Origin of the sequence: Mesorhizobium sp. M1334, from assembly GCF_040317995.1 — a bacterium.
Taxonomy (GTDB): Bacteria; Pseudomonadota; Alphaproteobacteria; order Rhizobiales; family Rhizobiaceae; genus Mesorhizobium.
The window spans coordinates 54,263-70,122 of record NZ_JAMYLM010000001.1 but is presented as its reverse complement, the minus strand read 5'-3'; the positions used below and the strand labels follow the sequence as shown (position 1 = coordinate 70,122).

Annotated in this window: 15 protein-coding genes; 3 read left to right on the top strand and 12 right to left on the bottom strand. The window is 63.1% G+C overall.

The features are described 5' to 3' along the window. The first annotated feature begins 10 nt into the window (after nt 1-10). Nucleotides 11-1,270, top strand: coding sequence for an ABC transporter substrate-binding protein (locus NKH17_RS00305; protein WP_128244314.1), 1,260 nt, complete (start codon nt 11-13; stop codon nt 1,268-1,270). A gap of 74 nt (nt 1,271-1,344) precedes the next feature. Here NKH17_RS00305 and NKH17_RS00300 read toward each other — a convergent pair whose 3' ends face one another. The 3 genes from NKH17_RS00300 to NKH17_RS00290 all read right to left on the bottom strand — a co-directional run bounded on the left by NKH17_RS00300 (nt 1,345) and on the right by NKH17_RS00290 (nt 3,503). After that, the gene (locus tag NKH17_RS00300; RefSeq protein ID WP_352897798.1) at nt 1,345-2,262 is read right to left on the bottom strand and encodes a sigma-70 family RNA polymerase sigma factor; all 918 of its coding nucleotides are present in this window, start codon (nt 2,260-2,262) and stop codon (nt 1,345-1,347) included. A gap of 22 nt (nt 2,263-2,284) precedes the next feature. After that, complete coding sequence (locus NKH17_RS00295; RefSeq protein WP_352897796.1) at nt 2,285-2,824, bottom strand: dihydrofolate reductase family protein; 540 nt, start codon at nt 2,822-2,824, stop codon at nt 2,285-2,287. 139 nt (nt 2,825-2,963) lie between these two features. Continuing rightward, nucleotides 2,964-3,503, bottom strand: coding sequence for an Lrp/AsnC family transcriptional regulator (locus NKH17_RS00290; RefSeq protein WP_352452390.1), 540 nt, complete (start codon nt 3,501-3,503; stop codon nt 2,964-2,966). A 48-nt stretch (nt 3,504-3,551) separates the two neighbouring features. Here NKH17_RS00290 and NKH17_RS00285 point away from each other — a divergent pair, with 48 nt between their 5' ends. Next, nucleotides 3,552-4,727 carry an MFS transporter gene (locus tag NKH17_RS00285; RefSeq protein ID WP_352897794.1) on the top strand — a complete coding sequence of 392 codons (1,176 nt, stop codon included), beginning with the start codon at nt 3,552-3,554 and terminating at the stop codon, nt 4,725-4,727. Between the two features lie 49 nt (nt 4,728-4,776). Continuing rightward, a complete protein-coding gene (locus NKH17_RS00280) occupies nt 4,777-5,208 on the top strand; it encodes a GNAT family N-acetyltransferase (RefSeq protein WP_352897792.1) in 432 nt (143 codons plus the stop codon). Here the strand turns inward: NKH17_RS00280 and NKH17_RS00275 are convergent. The 9 genes from NKH17_RS00275 to murA all read right to left on the bottom strand — a co-directional run bounded on the left by NKH17_RS00275 (nt 5,205) and on the right by murA (nt 15,847). Continuing rightward, entirely contained in the window at nt 5,205-6,335 is a 1,131-nt protein-coding gene (locus tag NKH17_RS00275) for an anhydro-N-acetylmuramic acid kinase (RefSeq protein WP_352897791.1), read from the bottom strand. The two genes, NKH17_RS00280 and NKH17_RS00275, sit on opposite strands and share 4 nt — an antisense overlap. Nucleotides 6,336-6,340: 5 nt before the next feature. After that, nucleotides 6,341-7,342: a serine hydrolase domain-containing protein gene (locus tag NKH17_RS00270; RefSeq protein WP_352897789.1), complete on the bottom strand. Its 1,002-nt coding sequence runs from the start codon at nt 7,340-7,342 to the stop codon at nt 6,341-6,343. 69 nt (nt 7,343-7,411) lie between these two features. Next, on the bottom strand, nt 7,412-9,160 hold the full coding sequence (locus NKH17_RS00265) for an ABC transporter ATP-binding protein (protein ID WP_352897787.1): 1,749 nt from the start codon (nt 9,158-9,160) through the stop codon (nt 7,412-7,414). Next, on the bottom strand, nt 9,157-9,996 hold the full coding sequence (locus tag NKH17_RS00260; protein WP_352897785.1) for an ABC transporter permease: 840 nt from the start codon (nt 9,994-9,996) through the stop codon (nt 9,157-9,159). Before NKH17_RS00260 ends, NKH17_RS00265 begins: the two co-directional genes overlap by 4 nt. Continuing rightward, on the bottom strand, nt 9,996-10,955 hold the full coding sequence (locus tag NKH17_RS00255; protein WP_352897783.1) for an ABC transporter permease: 960 nt from the start codon (nt 10,953-10,955) through the stop codon (nt 9,996-9,998). Before NKH17_RS00255 ends, NKH17_RS00260 begins: the two co-directional genes overlap by 1 nt. A 34-nt stretch (nt 10,956-10,989) precedes the next feature. Further along, nucleotides 10,990-12,510 carry an ABC transporter substrate-binding protein gene (locus NKH17_RS00250; RefSeq protein ID WP_352645319.1) on the bottom strand — a complete coding sequence of 507 codons (1,521 nt, stop codon included), beginning with the start codon at nt 12,508-12,510 and terminating at the stop codon, nt 10,990-10,992. A 99-nt stretch (nt 12,511-12,609) separates the two neighbouring features. Continuing rightward, complete coding sequence (gene murQ / locus NKH17_RS00245; protein WP_502910570.1) at nt 12,610-13,515, bottom strand: N-acetylmuramic acid 6-phosphate etherase; 906 nt, start codon at nt 13,513-13,515, stop codon at nt 12,610-12,612. A 188-nt stretch (nt 13,516-13,703) separates the two neighbouring features. Further along, entirely contained in the window at nt 13,704-14,594 is an 891-nt protein-coding gene (locus tag NKH17_RS00240) for a glucosamine kinase nucleotide-binding domain-containing protein (RefSeq protein WP_352897779.1), read from the bottom strand. Further along, nucleotides 14,591-15,847 (bottom strand): UDP-N-acetylglucosamine 1-carboxyvinyltransferase, encoded by a 1,257-nt coding sequence (gene murA, locus NKH17_RS00235; protein ID WP_352897777.1) that lies wholly within the window; start codon nt 15,845-15,847, stop codon nt 14,591-14,593. Before murA ends, NKH17_RS00240 begins: the two co-directional genes overlap by 4 nt. Nucleotides 15,848-15,860: the final 13 nt, after the last annotated feature.

The following is a 15,860-nucleotide window of genomic DNA, read 5'->3' as shown; positions in this document are numbered from 1 at the left end:
GGGAACAACAATGACAAAGACCATACTTCAGATCACCACCGCGCTCGCCTTGCTGACAGCGGCCGGCGCAGCGCAGGCCGCCGACTGCAAGATCACCGTCGGCCTCGTCATGGAACTGACCGGCCCGGCCGGCGAATACGGCCAGGCCGGCGCCAAGTCGGTCGAAATGGCATTCCGCGACATCAACGATGCCGGCGGCGTGCGCGGCTGCGATCTCGCGACCGACACCCGCGACAGCCAGAGCCAGGGCAACATTGCGGTCGACGCCGCAACCCAGCTCGTGCAGGTCAAGAAAGTGCCGGTGATCATAGGCGGCATCATCTCCTCGGTGTCGATCCCGATCCTGACCTCGGTCACCGCGCCGGCCAAGATCGTCCAGGTGTCGCCGGCTTCGTCGTCGCCGACGCTGACGGCGCTCGGGCGCGACGGCAAGACCAACGGCATCTTCTTCCGCACCATCACCTCGGACGCTCTGCAGGGCGTCGCCGCCGCCAAATATGCCATCGACAAGGGCTTCAAGAAGCTGTCGGTCATCCACGTCAACAACGACTTCGGCGTCAACATGGTGGCGGAATTCTCGCGTGCCTATAAGGCGCTCGGCGGCACCATCGTCTCCGACACGCCCTACAATGAAAAGCAGTCGAGCTATGCCTCTGAAGTGACCGCGGCCATGGCTGGCGAGCCAGACGGGCTTTACCTCGTCAGCACGCCTGTCGATGGCGCAACCATCGCCCGTACCTGGATTTCGCAGGGCGGCGTCCAGAAATTCCTGCTCAATGACGGCATGAACAGCCCGGATTTCATCGAATCCGTCGGCGCCGACTATTTGAAGGATGCCTATGGCACTTCTTCGGGCACCAGCCCGACCGCATCGACCGAATATTTCACCAAGAACTACAAGGAATTTTCGGGCATTGAGCCGTCGAACCCGGCGGCCGACCGGTCCTATGATGCCGGCGCCATCGTCGGCTTGGCTATCGCGATTGCCGGCTCCGAGGATCCGGCCAAGATCAAGGACGCGATGTACAAGGCGGTCGATCCGGCCGGCACACCGATCTATGCCGGCAAGGACGAGTTCGCCAAGGCGCTCGGCCTGATCAAGGACGGCAAGCCGATCCGCTACGAAGGCGTCATCGGCCCTGTAGCCTTCGACAAGTATGGCGACATCACCGGCCCGTTCCGCCTTTGGAAGATCGTCGACGGCAAGGTGACGACCGACGGCGAAATGACGACGGATGACGTCAACGCCTTGCAGGCGAAGCTTCAGTAAGCCCCTATGTCTTGTCCGGCATCGATCCCGTTTCATTGAGGTTGATGCCGGACGCTTGCATGTCCTGTTGCTGGTTATGCCAGCCTGGAAACGACCACCGCACCAGCCGTCGGCATGATCCAGGGGCAGGCATAATAATCGGTGTTGCGATTTATGGTCCCGCCAGCGGCTTCGATCCGAACCGGATGGGCCGGCCTCCAACCGTCTTCGCCATGGTGGAGCACGAGCAGCACCGCCTCGCCATCGATCATGCCAATCGCCATTTTCCAGGCCGTCGAGGCTCTTTCATATTCAACGAAGTAAGGTGATTCCGACAGCCTGCCCTTGAAGCAATCCGCGACCCGCAATTGTGCGTCGGCGCTGGTCAACGCCCGAACCCCGTCCCAGTCGCGGCGGTTGAACAGTTCGACATAGCGGCTGAGCAATTCCAGAAGTTCCGGATCGCGCTGGGGCTCCGAACGCACGATTGGCTCGCCTGACAAGGCGGCCAATTTGGAGCGGCCACGGCTCAACGCGGCCTTGACGCCACCCACGGTCGAGCCGACGAGATCGGCAATCTCTTCCAGCGAATAGTCGAAGACGTCCTTGAGCAGGACGCAGGCGCGTTCCTTGGGCGGCAGGTGGATCACCAACCGTTCCATCGCGCGATCCGCGCCCTGGGCCGCCGGCTCGACCGGCAGGATGATCTCGTCTTCGACGAAATTGGCCTCCGCATGCTGACGCACCTGCCGGCTTCGCAGGAAATCGATGCAGCGATTATGTGCAATGCGAAACAGCCAGGGGCGAAGAGCACTCGCATCGTCCAGCTTCTCGATCTTCCGATAGGCCTCGAACAGCGCCTCTTGCATCACGTCTTCGGCGTCGAGCGTCGAACCGGTCATGCGTGCACAGTAGCGGTGCAGCCGTCCACGCAAATGCGCGACTGTCTCCAGGAAGCCGGCGTAGCGGACGTCGAAAAGCCCGGTCGGGTCAAGTCTTGGCTGCATCTTCATCGGCATTCAATTCGGCGGCGGATCACAGCGGGACATAGGTCAGCGTAATGACCCCGTTCTTGAAACGGTGCGTATCTATAAGCTTCAGCTTGACCAGGGACGGGTCGACATCCTGGAAAGCGCGTTTGCCATGCCCGACGCGGGTCGGCACGATCGAGAGTTGATACTCGTCGACAAGCCTGTTGGCGAGCAGCGTCTGGTCGAGATTGCTCACTCCATACTTCAATATGTTGCCGCCGGTTTGCTGCTTGATCCTGGCGATTTCGGCAGCGACGTCGCCTTCGATCAGCGACGCGTTCCAGCTCACTGCCTTGAGGCTGCGCGAAGCGACGAGCTTGTTCAGCCCGTTCATGCGGTCCATGTACTTGCTGCCTTTGACCTGCGGCCAACGCGCCGAAAACATTTCATAGGTGATGCGGCCGAGCAGGAAAAAATCCGCCTCGCCGGCCTTTTCATATGAGTGTTCCTTCATCTCCTCGTCGAAGAAGGGCGAGGCCCATTCCATTGGTGCTTCGATGACGCCGTCCAGCGAAATGAAGCTGCCTACGATTAATTTTCTCATCGCGTGTCTCCGGTTGCGCAACAGGCATTCCGTCGGATCCAAAAACCGGCGCAAACGAACCGGCCCGACGGATGACCACAGGATGCAGTGCCTAAGACGTTTCCGGTTCGACGTTGGATACGCGTGAGGATCGTATGAGCTAATAAAGCGGCTTGGCCATGTGCCGGGGGGTCGGCCATTCCGTCGTTATCCCCGGCTGCACCGGCCGCTCGAGATAGGTCGACAGCACGACGTAGCTTCGGGTCGAGGTGACACCAGGCGTTTCGTAGAGGCGCGACAACAGGCCTTCGAGTGCCCGCGTGTCCTCGGTGCGGACCTTGATCAGCATGCATGTGTCGCCGGCCACCGAATGAATCTCCTCGACTTCGGGGTGTTCGGAGATTGCCATCAGCTCCGGCGTCTTGCCCCACCCCTTGGTGTCGATATGGACGAAGGCAAGCAGCGGCTTGTGCACCGCCTTGGGATCGATGATGACCGCGGTGTTGCGGATGGCGCCGCTGCGCCGGAGGCGCTTGACGCGTTCATGGGCTGCCGGCGGTGAAAGGCCGACCCGGTCGCCGAGCTCGGCATAGCTGATCGTGGCGTCGTCGACCAGAACGCCTAATATTTTTCGGTCGGTTGCATCGATATCGCGGGCGGCAGGCCTGTTCTGCGGAATGCCATCTGTTTCTTCATCCATAATGAAATTCCCTATTGATGCAGAATTTAATACGGCCATTATCGCCCTATGTCGAATAGTGATCAAGTCGCAACATTTACGGTAAGGCCGCCTATCCCGGCGCTCGCTTACCTCCTCACCGGATGCATTGCCGTGATCGGCTCGAACTCGCTGGTGCTCGGTCCGATCGCACCGGCGGTGGCCGCGTCCTTCGGCACAAGCGTGCCGGCGGTTATGATCGCGTCCGCCGCGTTCGGGCTCGGTACGTCGGCGAGCGCCTTGTTCCTGGCGCGCTATATCGACCGGCTTGGTGCCCGCCGCATGCTGCAAGGAGCGTTGCTGCTGCTGGCGATAGCGCTCGTCGCCAGCGCTGCTGCGCCGATGGTGACGGCGCTGGTCGCGGCCCAGCTTCTCGCCGGCATCGCTGCAGGTGTCGCCATGCCGGCAATCTACGCCAGCTCCGCCGCGATTGCACCGCCCGGCCGCGAAAGCGGCACCATAGGCGTGGTGCTGACCGGCTGGACGCTGAGCATGGTCGCCGGGGTTTCGCTGTCGGCCGTACTTGCCGACCTGGTGCATTGGCGCGCCGTTTTCGCGGCGGTCGCGGTACTCTCAGCACTCGCATTGGCAAGCCTGACGCTGACGTCGCTGAGCGATGTCAGGAAGAGCGGCCCGGCGCCGACGCCGCTGGGCGCCTTGAGCGTCCCCGGCATAGTGCCGCTTCTGGTTGCCTGCGCCGCATTCATGACCGCGTTCTACGGTGTCTATGGCTATCTTGGCGATCACCTTCACAATGGCTTGGGACGGCCGGTCAGCGCCAACGGGCTGGCCGCGCTCGCTTATGGCGCCGGATTTGGTGCGGCGGCACTTCTTGACGGCGTTATCGACCGCCTGGGCGCGCGGCGTATCATGCCATTTGCCTACCTGCTCGTCGCGGCCGTCTATGTCGCGATTGCCGCGGCGAGCAGTAGTTTCCATCTGACCATAGCGATGATAGCCGTCTGGGGCCTTGCCAATCATTTCGGGCTGAACGTCCTGGTGATGCGCCTGTCCGCGCTCGATCCTGCGCGGCGCGGCACGATCATGGGCTTGAACAGCGCGGTGACCTACCTCGCCGTGTTCGTCGGCACCACGGCGTTCGGACCGCTTTATTCCACATTCGGTTTTGCGACGTCGGCGGTGGTTGCAGCCCTGCTCATGCTGATCGCTGCTGTGGCAGCGGCGTGGCGTTCGCCGAAGCTATAGCGCAGCAAGGCTTGCGTCTCGGCCCCGTCCATCGATAGATGCTTGGTGGATGGACGATACAACGCTTGAGACAACCGCCGATCCCTTGCCGCACGAGCTGGCTTTTCTCGGAGAGCGGCTTGCTGCGTTCAACGACAGCGATGTCGGCGCCTCCCGCAGGAAGGCATTGGCCGTGTTCGTGCGCGATGAGCACGGCGTTATTGTCGCCGGCATCTCGGGATACACCGCCTGGGGCTGGCTCTATGTGCAATGGCTCTGGGTCGATGAAAAACTGCGCGGCCACGGCATGGCCGGCAGGATGCTCGAGGCGGCCGAGAGGGAGGCGATCGCGCGCGACTGTCACGGCGCCTGGATCGACACGTTCAATCCCAAGGCGGCCAAGGCCTATGAGCGCCACGGCTACCGGCCGTTCGGTGCGCTCGCCGACTTTCCCATCGGCCGCAGCCGCATCTTCTTACAGAAGAACCTGAAGCACGATTAGCCGGCGAGCCGCCCTCCGCGCATCGGCTGCGGCACGCCGGTCGTGCTGGGGAAGCTGATCGGCAAGCCCCTAAGCACGCGCACTGCCAGGAAGGCAAAACACTCCGCCTCCACCGCATCGCCCTTCCAGCCCATAGCCTCGGCCGGCACGGCCTCGACACCGGCGCGGCTGGCAAGCATGGCCATGATCGTTGGATTGTGGCGCCCGCCGCCGCTGATCACCAGCCGCTTCGGCCGGCGCGGCAGAAGATCGAGCCCCTTGCCGACCGCGGCCGCGGTGAAGGCCGTCAGCAGTGCTGCGCCATCCTCGGCATTCATCCCGTCCGCCATCGAGGCGTCGAAATCGAAACGGTCCAGCGATTTCGGGTAAGGCTTGGTCAAATACGGGTGCTGCAGGAGCTTGGCCAGCCGTGACTCGTCGACCGTCCCGGCGCGGGCCAGCGCGCCGTCGCGGTCCATTTCGCCAAGACCCTTCGATTTGATGAAGTCGTTCAGCGGTGCGTTGGCGGGCCCGGTGTCGAAGGCAACAATATTGTCCATGCCGTCCCACCAGGTGATGTTGGCGACGCCGCCGAGATTAAGCACCGCCGTGTCGCCGCTGGCGTCTGCCTCGCGCAGTAGCGCGGCGTGATAGGCGGCCGAGAGCGGCGCACCCTGGCCGCCGGCGCGCATGTCGGCCGAGCGGAAGTCATAGGCGACTTTGGTGCCCAGGATGGCATGCATCAGCTCGCCGTCGCCGAGCTGGCGGGTCTGGCCCAGTCGGCCCACCTGCGGGGCACGGTGCAGCACGGTCTGGCCATGGAAGCCGACGACGCCGATATCGGCCATGGTCAGGCCCTGACTTTCGACAAGATCCCTCACCGGGGCGGATTGGGCGCGCGTCAGTGCCTCCTCTGCCTCACGAAAAATCGCCGGTTCCGGTCCGGTGAAATTCCAGATCCTGGCCTGGCGCAACGTCTCCTCCAACAGGCTGCGGATCGATCTGGGGTAGGGTGCCAGCGTGTAGGTGCCGAAATCCGCGATCCGTTCGCCGTCGGTCTTGATCAGCGCGACGTCGATATTGCCGTCCAGCACGGTGCCGGTCATCAGGCCGACAGCCCACATTGGTTCGCCATTTTTCGCAATCATGCTTGTCAGGCTCCGTTGACGAGATCGCCGATCGATTGCCTTAGCGCTGCGATCCCGCTGTTGAAATGACGTGTCGGATGGATCCGGTTGGTGAGCAAGGTCCATGCTCTGCCTTTGTCGAAGTCGACCCAAAGCCCGGTGCCGGTGAAGCCGGTATGGCCAATTGTGCCGGGGCTGCACAGCCGGCCGCCGGACCAGCCTTCGTAAGGCCGCTCCCAGCCATGGGTGCGGGTTGCCGACACGGGCGTGCGCATCAGCGCTATTGAACGCTCGGATGCGCCGCTCCCGTCCAGCAGCCCTAGCGCAAAATCGAGGATCGCGGCCGCCGTTCCGAACAGCCCGGCGTGACCGGCCCCTTGCAATGCCGAGCAATTGTCGTCGTGGACCTCGCCGCAGAGAACACGATGGCGCCATGTGCAGTCTTCCGTGGCCGCCGCGCGATCCGGTTCGGTGGAGAACGCGAAGCCCGGACCGGGATCCATGTCGCGAATGGTCTTGCCGGACAGGCGCTCCAGGACGAAGCCGAGCAGAATGAAGTTGATATCGGAATAGACCGGCTCCCCGGCCTGCCACTCGCGCTGCAGGACAAAGGCGCGCAACAGCTCGGGATCGCGGCCATAGGTGTAGATCGGCGCGACGGCGGGAAACGGCGTCTGATGACCGAGACACTGGCGAAACGTCACCTTCCGTTCCCAGGCTTTTTCGTCATATTGGCGAAGGTCGGGCAGGACCGAAATCAGCGGCGCGTCGAGGTCGATGACGCCTTCCTCCGCCAGTGCCAGGATGCGCGGCGTCGTAAAAATGACTTTGGTCAGCGACGCCAGGTCGAACCAGGTCTCGGCATGCATCGGCCGCACCTTCGGCACACGCTGGGCCGAGCCGATTGCCCGGACGATGCGTTGACCGTCCCGGTCGACCACGCCGAGCACGCCGCCCGGAATGCGCGACGCAGCCACGGCCGCTTCGAGCGGGGCGAATGCGCGGTCGAAGAGATCATGGTCGATCAATTGCGGCTCCGTCTGAAAGGCAGCGAGGAGGCTGTCCGTCTGACTCTGCATGCTTTCGGGTGATAGTCATCACACGTCCACCCTCGCTCTATGATCCGGCCCGAATTGCTGCCAGTTGGCCGGGCCTGGCTCAAATCCCAGCGGACGCACGAGCGAGGGGACCTGGCGCGTGTCCAGCTCGAAACGTTCATGGCGCCGGTCTATGGAGGGAACGGCCGCGATAAGCTGTTTGGTATAGGAGTGCTTCGGCTCCGAGAGCACCGATCTGGCATCGCCGATCTCGACGATCTGGCCGGCATAGATGACCGCGATGCGATGGGCGATCCGCTCGACGACAGCCATGTCATGCGAGATGAACAGATAGGCCAGCCCGAATTCACGCTGCAGCTCGATCAAAAGCTCCAGCACCCTGGCCTGCACCGACACATCGAGCGCCGAAACCGCTTCGTCGAGGACGACAACCGAAGGATTGAGCATCAGCGCGCGAGCGATGCACAGGCGTTGCCGCTGGCCGCCGGAGAATTCGTGCGGATAGCGCTGCAGGCTGTTTTCCGGAAGGCCGACCCGTTTCAACAGCGCGGCCATTTTCGCCCGCATTTCAGCAGTTATCCGTCCGCCGGTAGCGATCACCGGCTCTGCGAGGATGCTTTCGATGGTGAGTCTGGGATTGAGCGAGCCATAGGGATTCTGGAACACCATCTGCACGGGAAGGGCGCTCTGCCCGGCGGAGGCCTTACGCGCGCTGCCCGAGATCGTGCCGTGCGTCGGGCGCACCAGCCCCAGAATCGCGCGGGCGGTGGTGGACTTTCCGGAACCGCTCTCGCCGACGACCGCCAATGTCTCGCCCGGCATTAGCTCGAAATCCACCCCGTCCACTGCGTGCACGGCACCGCTGACGCGGCTGAAAAACCCAGCCTTGACCGGAAACCGCACCACGAGGCCATTGACCGTCAGCGCCGGCTCGGCAGCTTTTTGCGTTTCGCGTCGCACGTCCTTGCGTGCGGCACTGCCGCCGGCGAAATGCGGCACCGCATGAAGCAGATGCCGCGTATAGGGATGCTGCGGATTGTCCAATATCTGGTTCAGCGCGCCCTGCTCGACAGCTTCTCCGCTTTGCATCACCATGACCTTGTCAGCGATGCCTGCAACCAGACCGATGTCGTGGGTGATGAAGATCATCGACATCCCGGTTTCCTGCTTCAACTCGGCGAGCAGCGCCATGATCTGCGCCTGCACCGTAACATCCAGCGCCGTCGTTGGTTCGTCGGCAATGAGCAGGCGCGGGTTGCAAGCGAGCGCCATGGCGATCATCACCCGCTGCAACATGCCGCCCGAAAGCTGGTTGGGCGTGTATTTCAGTCGCCGTGCAGCGTCGGGAATACGCACGCGGTCGAGCGCGTCCTTGGCCGCCGCCGTCGCCTGCCGGCCGGTCAGGCCGCGATGCAGGCGAAACGATTCCTCGATCTGCCTGCCGATGGTCAGCACCGGATTGAGCGAGCTCATCGGCTCCTGGAAGATCATGCCGATTTCACCGCCGCGGATCTTCGTCAGTTGCGGCTCGTCCGCGGCGGTCAGGTCGAAAATGCTGTTGTCGACCCGCTTCAGCTTGATCGAGCCCGCGGTGATGCGGCCGCCGCCATAATCGACAAGGCGATTGATCGACAGCGCCGTGACCGATTTGCCCGAGCCGCTTTCGCCGACGATTGCCAATGTCTCGCCGTCGGCGAGATCGAAGCTGACGCCGCGCACGACCTCATTGGCTTTCGGGTTGCGGCCGAAGCCGACGCGCAATCCGCTGACGGACAGCAGCGGGATCATGCGATCGATCTCCGCATCTTCGGGTCGAGGACATCACGCAACGCATCGCCGAGCAGGTTGAAACCGAGGATGCTGATCATGATCGCCACGCCCGGGAAGATCATCAGCCAGGGAGCTGTCTCCATCAGATTGCGGCTGTCGCTCAGCATCAGACCGAGCGACGCGGCGGGCGGCTGCGTGCCTAGCCCGAGGAAGCTTAAGCCGGCCTCGGTCAGCAGTGCCCAGGCCAGCGCCAGCGTCACCTGAACCGTCAGTGGCGCCACCAGATTGAGCAGCAGATGCCGTGTTACGATATAGCCCGCACTGCTGCCGAACGTGCGGGCCGCGTCGACGAACTCGCGCGCCTTGAGCGACAGAGCCGGACCTCGCACGACGCGCGTGAAGATCGGCGTGTAGACGATGGCGATGGCAATGACGCTGGTCGAGGTTCCCGGTCCAGCAACCGCGACGATCAGCAGCGCCAGCAGGATCGCCGGGAACGCCAGCACAACGTCCATGATGCGCATCACCAAGCCGTCCCAGCGGCGCCCGAACCAGGCTGCCGCCAGCCCGAGCACGATGCCGGCCAGTGTCGCGAAGGCGACCGAAAGGAAGGCCACGATGAAGGACTGGCCGATCCCGGTCATCAGCCGACTTGCGACATCGCGGCCGAAAAGGTCCGTGCCCATCCAGTAGGTGCCGTCAGGCGCATGCAGTCGCTCGACCCGGTGCTGCGTCAGCGGATTGTGCGGCGTCAGCCCCAGCATGCCAAGCACGGCAAGCAGCAGATAAAGCGCAACGATGGCACCGCCGATGCGGCCGCTGGGATGCGCAAATATAGCCCGCAATGTCGCCATCAGTGCTCGCTTAGCCGGATACGCGGGTCGAGCGCGACATAGGCGAGGTCGACGAGGAGATTGACGATCATGAAGTTAAAGGCGATGAACAGCACGCTTCCCTGCACCAGCGCGTAGTCGCGCTGCAGGATGGCATCCAGCACCATACGGCCGAGACCGGGCAGCGCAAATATCTGCTCGACGATGACTGCCCCGCCCAGCAGATAGCCGAACTCTATGCCGCTCAGCGTCACGACCGGGATGAGCGCGTTGGGCAAAGCATGCCGCCAGATGACGCCGCGCGCCGAAACGCCTTTGCTGCGCGCCGTCCTGACATAGTCGTCGCAGAGCACATCGAGCATCGCCGAACGCGATATGCGGGTCACCGAAGCCGCGAAGGCAAATCCAAGCGTGACCGCAGGCAGCAACAGTTGGCCGAGATTGCGCAGCGGATCCTGCCACAGCGGCGAAAACTCGCCCATCGCCGGCAAAACGCCGAACCCCGCCGACAGTGTGTAGATGATCAGCAGGGCAAGGACAAAGTTCGGCGTCGACTGCCCGATCATTGCGACAACGCGCACGCCGAGGTCGGACAGCTTTTCATTATGGGTGGCGGCAAAAATCCCGGCCGGCATGCCGACAACCAGGGCGATGACCATCGAAAGCAGGGCGAGCTCCAACGTTAGCGGGAAACGCTCGAGGATGACGTCGAGCACCGGCCTGCCATAGGTGGACGAAATGCCGAGATTACCTTGGAAAAGACCAAGCAGCCAGCGCCAGTACTGGATGAACCAGGGCTGGTCGATGCCGAAATAAGCTGCAAGCGCATCGCGCTGCTGCGGCGTCAGCAGGCCGGCTTCGGTCCCCAGCATTGCCGTGATCGAATCGCCCGGAACCATCCTGATCGCCAGGAACACGACGATGGACACGCCAAGCAGGACGAGAGGGAAGGTTGCCAGTCGCCGCATCAGATAGTTCACGCGAAGAATACCCTCTCGTCCGGCACCAAAGCAGCTACTGGATCGTCACTTTGGCGAGGCTGAACAGCGAACCTGTCGGCACCGGTTCGAATCCTGCGATATTTTTCTGCTGTGCCGTGTAGCTGTAGGACGTGTAGAGCCAGATCCAGGGCGACATCTCAGTGATGTGCTTCTCGAAGTCGGCGAAGATCGCTTTGCGCGCTGCCGGGTCGGTCTCGCTGCGGCCCTTCTGCATCAGACTGTCCAGCGTATCGTCGATATAGTTCGCGACCTTCTGCAGATTGCCCGTCTTGGTCCAGTAACGGTTGTACATAGTGTAGGGATCGGCCCTGCCGCCGTTCAGGGCGATGGCCATGTCGAAATCGCCCTTCAGCCAGGCATCGACATAGACGTTGAGCTCCATCATTTTGATGTCGAGCTTGACGCCGATTTCTGCGAGTTGCGACTGGATGACCTGGGCTTCCGCCGCTGCCGTCGGCGGCTCGCCGGTGGCGCCGATCACGGTCGCCGAAAAACCGTCGGCGTAGCCCGCTTCGGCCATCAGCTGCTTGGCTTTCTCGACGTCGCGCTTATAGCAGAACAACTGGCTCGGATCGGTCGCCAGGGCCGGGATAGTCAGCGGGCCGGTGACTTTGCCTTCACCGAGCGAGGCGGTGTCCAGCACTTCCTGCCGGTCGATGGCGCAGGAAATCGCCTGACGCACCTTGAGTTCGGTCATCGGCTTGCGGGAAGGATTGAGCTGCAGCACGTGGTAGGCAAGCACCGGCACACGGTTCAACTGCAGGCTGGCTTCCTTGGGCACAAGCGTGGCGACAAGCGGATCGTTGAGCAGGGCAAAATCGATCTGCTTGCTGCGCATTGCCGCCAGGATCGCCGTCTCGTCCGGCAGCACGCTGATCTCGATGCCGTCGACGCCGGTCGTGCCGCCCGCCCAATCCTTGTTGGCGACAAGCACTTCCTTGGAATTCGGATCCCACTTTTCCAACTTGAACGGACCCGAGCCGATCGTCGTCGTGCCGATCGAGCCGGCCGTGATTTCGCTTGCCGGGACGATCGCGGCGTTGACGTCGCTCATCGCGGTCAGGATCGGCACATCCGGCTGCGACAGGTGGAACACGACGGTGGCTGGATCGGGTGTGTCGATGCTGGCGATCGAGAGAAAGTTGGCACGCGCGGCCGCGCCGGTCTTCTCGTCGAGTATGCGCTCGAACGATGCCTTGACATCGGCCGAGGTCACGGCGGCGCCGTTCTGGAATTTTGCTTTCGGATTGAGTTTGAAACTCAGCTCCTTGCCGTCCGGCGAGAACTGCCATGAATCGGCAATCGCGGGCGTGATTTGCAGGTTTGCGTCGAGCCGCACCAGTGGCTCATAGATCAGTTCCAGCAGCCGCAGTGAGGAGAATGCCGTCTGCTTGTGCGGATCAAGACCGGTGGCGTCCTGCGACCACGCCATATGCAGCGTCGCCGCACTCGCCTGCGCCGGTAGCGCGGCGATGCCAACCATTGCCGCGAGTGCCATGCCGGAAAGCAGTTTCTTGCCAATGTGCCGTACCATTGTCGTCTCCCATTATTGTTAAACCTGATGCCTTGCAGTTCCCCGGACCGCTTCAAAGGGACACACGTCCCGGAACATCGGCCCAGTATCCATGCGGTCTTACACCGTCTTTTCGCCTATCGCCTTGCGCAGGAAACCTCCCGCGTTGGCAAGCGTCTTACGTGCTTCTTCGACGCCCATGCCGGTGATCGTCACCAGGATTGCCAGTTTTACATCATTGCCGGTCTGGTCGAGTGCCTGTCGTGCCTGCTGTGCCGCGCAGCCGGTCGTCTGCATCACGATCCTGACCGCCCTGGCGACAAGCTTCTTGTTGCTTGGATTGAGGTCAACCATGAGGTTCTGATAGCTCTTGCCGATGCGGATCATGCTGGCGGTAGACAGCATGTTGAGCACCAGCTTTTGCGCGGTTCCCGATTTCAGTCGGGTCGAGCCGGTGAGAACCTCCGGGCCGACCACCGGAGAGATGGCAATGTCGGCTATGCCGGCGATGGTCGATCGCGGATTGCAGGACAGCGCCACCGTGGTCGCTCCCACCTGCTTGGCATAGGTCAGGCCGCCGATGACGTAGGGCGTGCGCCCGCTGACAGCGATGCCGACCACCACATCGTCGGCGGTCAGCTTGATGTCCTGCAATGCCTTTACACCCTGTTTCGGGTCATCCTCGGCGCCTTCCGCGGAGCGCACCAGCGCGTCGTCGCCGCCGGCGATCAGGCCCACCACCATGTCCTCGGGTACGCCGAAGGTCGGCGGACATTCCGAGGCGTCGAGGACGCCGAGCCGGCCGCTGGTGCCAGCGCCCACATAGACAAGGCGCGCACCCTTCTGGAACGCGCTCTCGATCCGGTCCACGGCAGCAGCAATCTCAGGAATGACCTTCTCGACGGCGGCCGCGACGCCTTTATCTTCGTCATTGATCTTGCGCAGCACCTCGATGGTCGGCAACAGGTCGATGTCGATGGTTCTCGGGTTGCGGTCCTCGGAAACCAGCCGCTCCAACTCCGACATCAACCCGTGTTCGACCACTTGCTTACTTTCAATCTGCCGTGAGCGGGAACGCGATGCCGTGCCGGGCGACGTCCAGTACCCGCGGCAGGCGACCGGCTGTCCTGTTTCTGCTTAGTTAACTTTTTAGAATTCGGTATTCCCGGTGTCAACGGATTGTAGGAATAAAATATTCCTCTTTGAGTAGCGCATTACTCGCCGCAAAGCGACTTTCTGGCCAGGACTATGGCTCCCGAAACCGCATCGCCGTCGGCCGGCTTCAGCCGTCGGCGGACGTCGGGAGCGAGCCATGGCTCAAGCGGGCTGGACAACCCTCCGAGCAACGTAACCCGCGGCGCGCCTTTTTCGAACAGCACCCGCACGAAGGTGTCGATCTGCTCGGCAGCGCCTTGCACGATCCGCCGACCGGCCGGATCACCCTGGTCGGCATGGCGGATCACCATCGGCGCCATGGCGGCATAGTCCGTCGCACTGGCGCGGTCCATCCAGGTCACCGCCTCGAATGGATCGTCCTTGAAGCGCTGCATCACCTCGGCCAGCAGCGCCGTCCGCTCATGCCTGCCGTCATGGGCGCGCAAGGCAAGCTGCACTGCCTTCAGTCCGAGATCGGCGCCGCTGCCCTCGTCGGAAATCGGAAAACCGTAGCCGCCGACACGCAGGTCGCGCCCTTCGACAAAGCCGAGCCCAATAGAGCCCGTGCCGGCTATGACTATGGCGCCATCCTGGCCCGAATGCGCGCCCAGGCAAGCCGCGACGCCGTCGCTGACGAAGTCGAGACTTGCAAAGGGATGGGAGATCGCACGAAACGCCTCAAGCGACCCCTTGCGGCCGATGCCGGCAAGACCGACGCCGGCACGGATCCTGGCGATTTTCGTCGCCGTGAACCCTGCCTCTTTGATCGCAGCACCGAAGGCTGTGGCAACGGAGGCCCAGGCCGCCTCTATACCGAGCCGCGTTGTCGCCGGACCTGAGAGACCTTGCCCGAGCACGGTTCCCGCCTCGTCTTCGATACGCGCCCGACAGCCGGTTCCGCCGCCATCGACGCCCAGGAAATAATGCGAAGACGCCGCGCCGGCACTCATCCACTTATCCGCTCGATCTGGGCGCCGCAAAGCCGGAGCTTGCGGTCCAGCTGCTCATAGCCGCGATCGAGATGATAGACGCGGTTGATCGTCGTCTCGCCCTGGGACACCAGCGCTGCCAGCACCAGCGAGACGGAGGCGCGCAGGTCGGTGGCCATCACTTGCGCGCCCTTCAGCTTCTCGCCTCCGCGCACCAGCGCCATGGTGCCTTGCAGCTTGATGTTGGCGCCGAGCCGCATCAGTTCAGGCACATGCATGAAGCGGTTCTCGAAGATCGTCTCACGCAACAGCGAAGCGCCCTCGGCACAGCACATCAACGCCATGAACTGCGCTTGGAGATCGGTCGGAAAGCCCGGATAGGGCTCCGTCGTCACATCGACGGCTTTGAGCGGCCCGTCTCTCGATACGATCAGCCCGCGGTCGCCCGGCCAGATTTTCACACCGGCTGTTTCGAGCAGCTGGACGACGGATGCCATGTGCTCGAGCCGCGCGTGGGTCAGCTCGAGCTGACCGCCGGTGATAGCCGCCGCGACGGCATAGGTGCCGGCCTCTATCCGGTCCGGTATGATGTCGTGCGTGGCGGCGCGCCAGCCTGTGCCGCCCGCGATCAGGATACGGTGCGTGCCGGCGCCCTCGATTCGCGCGCCCATGGCGTTCAAGCAGGCGGCAAGGTCGGCCACCTCCGGTTCGCGCGCCGCATTGAGGATCTCGGTTTCGCCCTTTGCAGTCGTCGCTGCCATCATCGCCGTTTCGGTCGCGCCGACCGACGGTAAGCTCAAAACGATACGCGCGCCTTTCAGTCCGCCCGGCGCGGACGCGACGATCAGCCCGTTTTCGATCGCAATGTCGGCGCCAAGTGCGGCAAGTGCGGCGACATGCATGTCGACCGGCCGTGCGCCGATCGCGCAGCCGCCGGGCAGCGAAACCCTGGCGTGGCCGAAGCGGGCAAGCAGCGGGCCGAGCACCAGCACTGTCGCGCGCATGCGCCTGACGGTATCGTAGGTTGTCTCCTTGGAGACGGCAGCACTGGTGTTGATCGTTGCGGCGTGTGCCGATCTGGTGACCTGGGCGCCGTGGAGCCTGACGACGCCAAGCATGTTTCCGACGTCGGTCACCGCAGGCAGGTTGGTCAGTTGCAGCGGATAAGGGCTGAGCAACGCCGCCGCTATTTGCGGCAAGGCCGCGTTCTTGGCGCCGGAGATCGTCACCGCGCCCTCAAGCCTGTGCCCGCCGACGATCCGCAATTTATCCATGACTCTGACCTAA

Coding starts and splice junctions, on each gene's coding strand:
- NKH17_RS00305 (WP_128244314.1), top strand. CDS start 11: ATGACAAAGACCATACTTCAGATCACCACCGCGCTCGCCTTGCTGACA.
- NKH17_RS00300 (WP_352897798.1), bottom strand. CDS start 2,262: ATGAAGATGCAGCCAAGACTTGACCCGACCGGGCTTTTCGACGTCCGC.
- NKH17_RS00295 (WP_352897796.1), bottom strand. CDS start 2,824: ATGAGAAAATTAATCGTAGGCAGCTTCATTTCGCTGGACGGCGTCATC.
- NKH17_RS00290 (WP_352452390.1), bottom strand. CDS start 3,503: ATGGATGAAGAAACAGATGGCATTCCGCAGAACAGGCCTGCCGCCCGC.
- NKH17_RS00285 (WP_352897794.1), top strand. CDS start 3,552: ATGTCGAATAGTGATCAAGTCGCAACATTTACGGTAAGGCCGCCTATC.
- NKH17_RS00280 (WP_352897792.1), top strand. CDS start 4,777: ATGGACGATACAACGCTTGAGACAACCGCCGATCCCTTGCCGCACGAG.
- NKH17_RS00275 (WP_352897791.1), bottom strand. CDS start 6,335: ATGATTGCGAAAAATGGCGAACCAATGTGGGCTGTCGGCCTGATGACC.
- NKH17_RS00265 (WP_352897787.1), bottom strand. CDS start 9,160: ATGATCCCGCTGCTGTCCGTCAGCGGATTGCGCGTCGGCTTCGGCCGC.
- NKH17_RS00260 (WP_352897785.1), bottom strand. CDS start 9,996: ATGGCGACATTGCGGGCTATATTTGCGCATCCCAGCGGCCGCATCGGC.
- NKH17_RS00250 (WP_352645319.1), bottom strand. CDS start 12,510: ATGGTACGGCACATTGGCAAGAAACTGCTTTCCGGCATGGCACTCGCG.
- murQ (WP_502910570.1), bottom strand. CDS start 13,515: ATGTCGGAGTTGGAGCGGCTGGTTTCCGAGGACCGCAACCCGAGAACC.
- NKH17_RS00240 (WP_352897779.1), bottom strand. CDS start 14,594: ATGAGTGCCGGCGCGGCGTCTTCGCATTATTTCCTGGGCGTCGATGGC.
- murA (WP_352897777.1), bottom strand. CDS start 15,847: ATGGATAAATTGCGGATCGTCGGCGGGCACAGGCTTGAGGGCGCGGTG.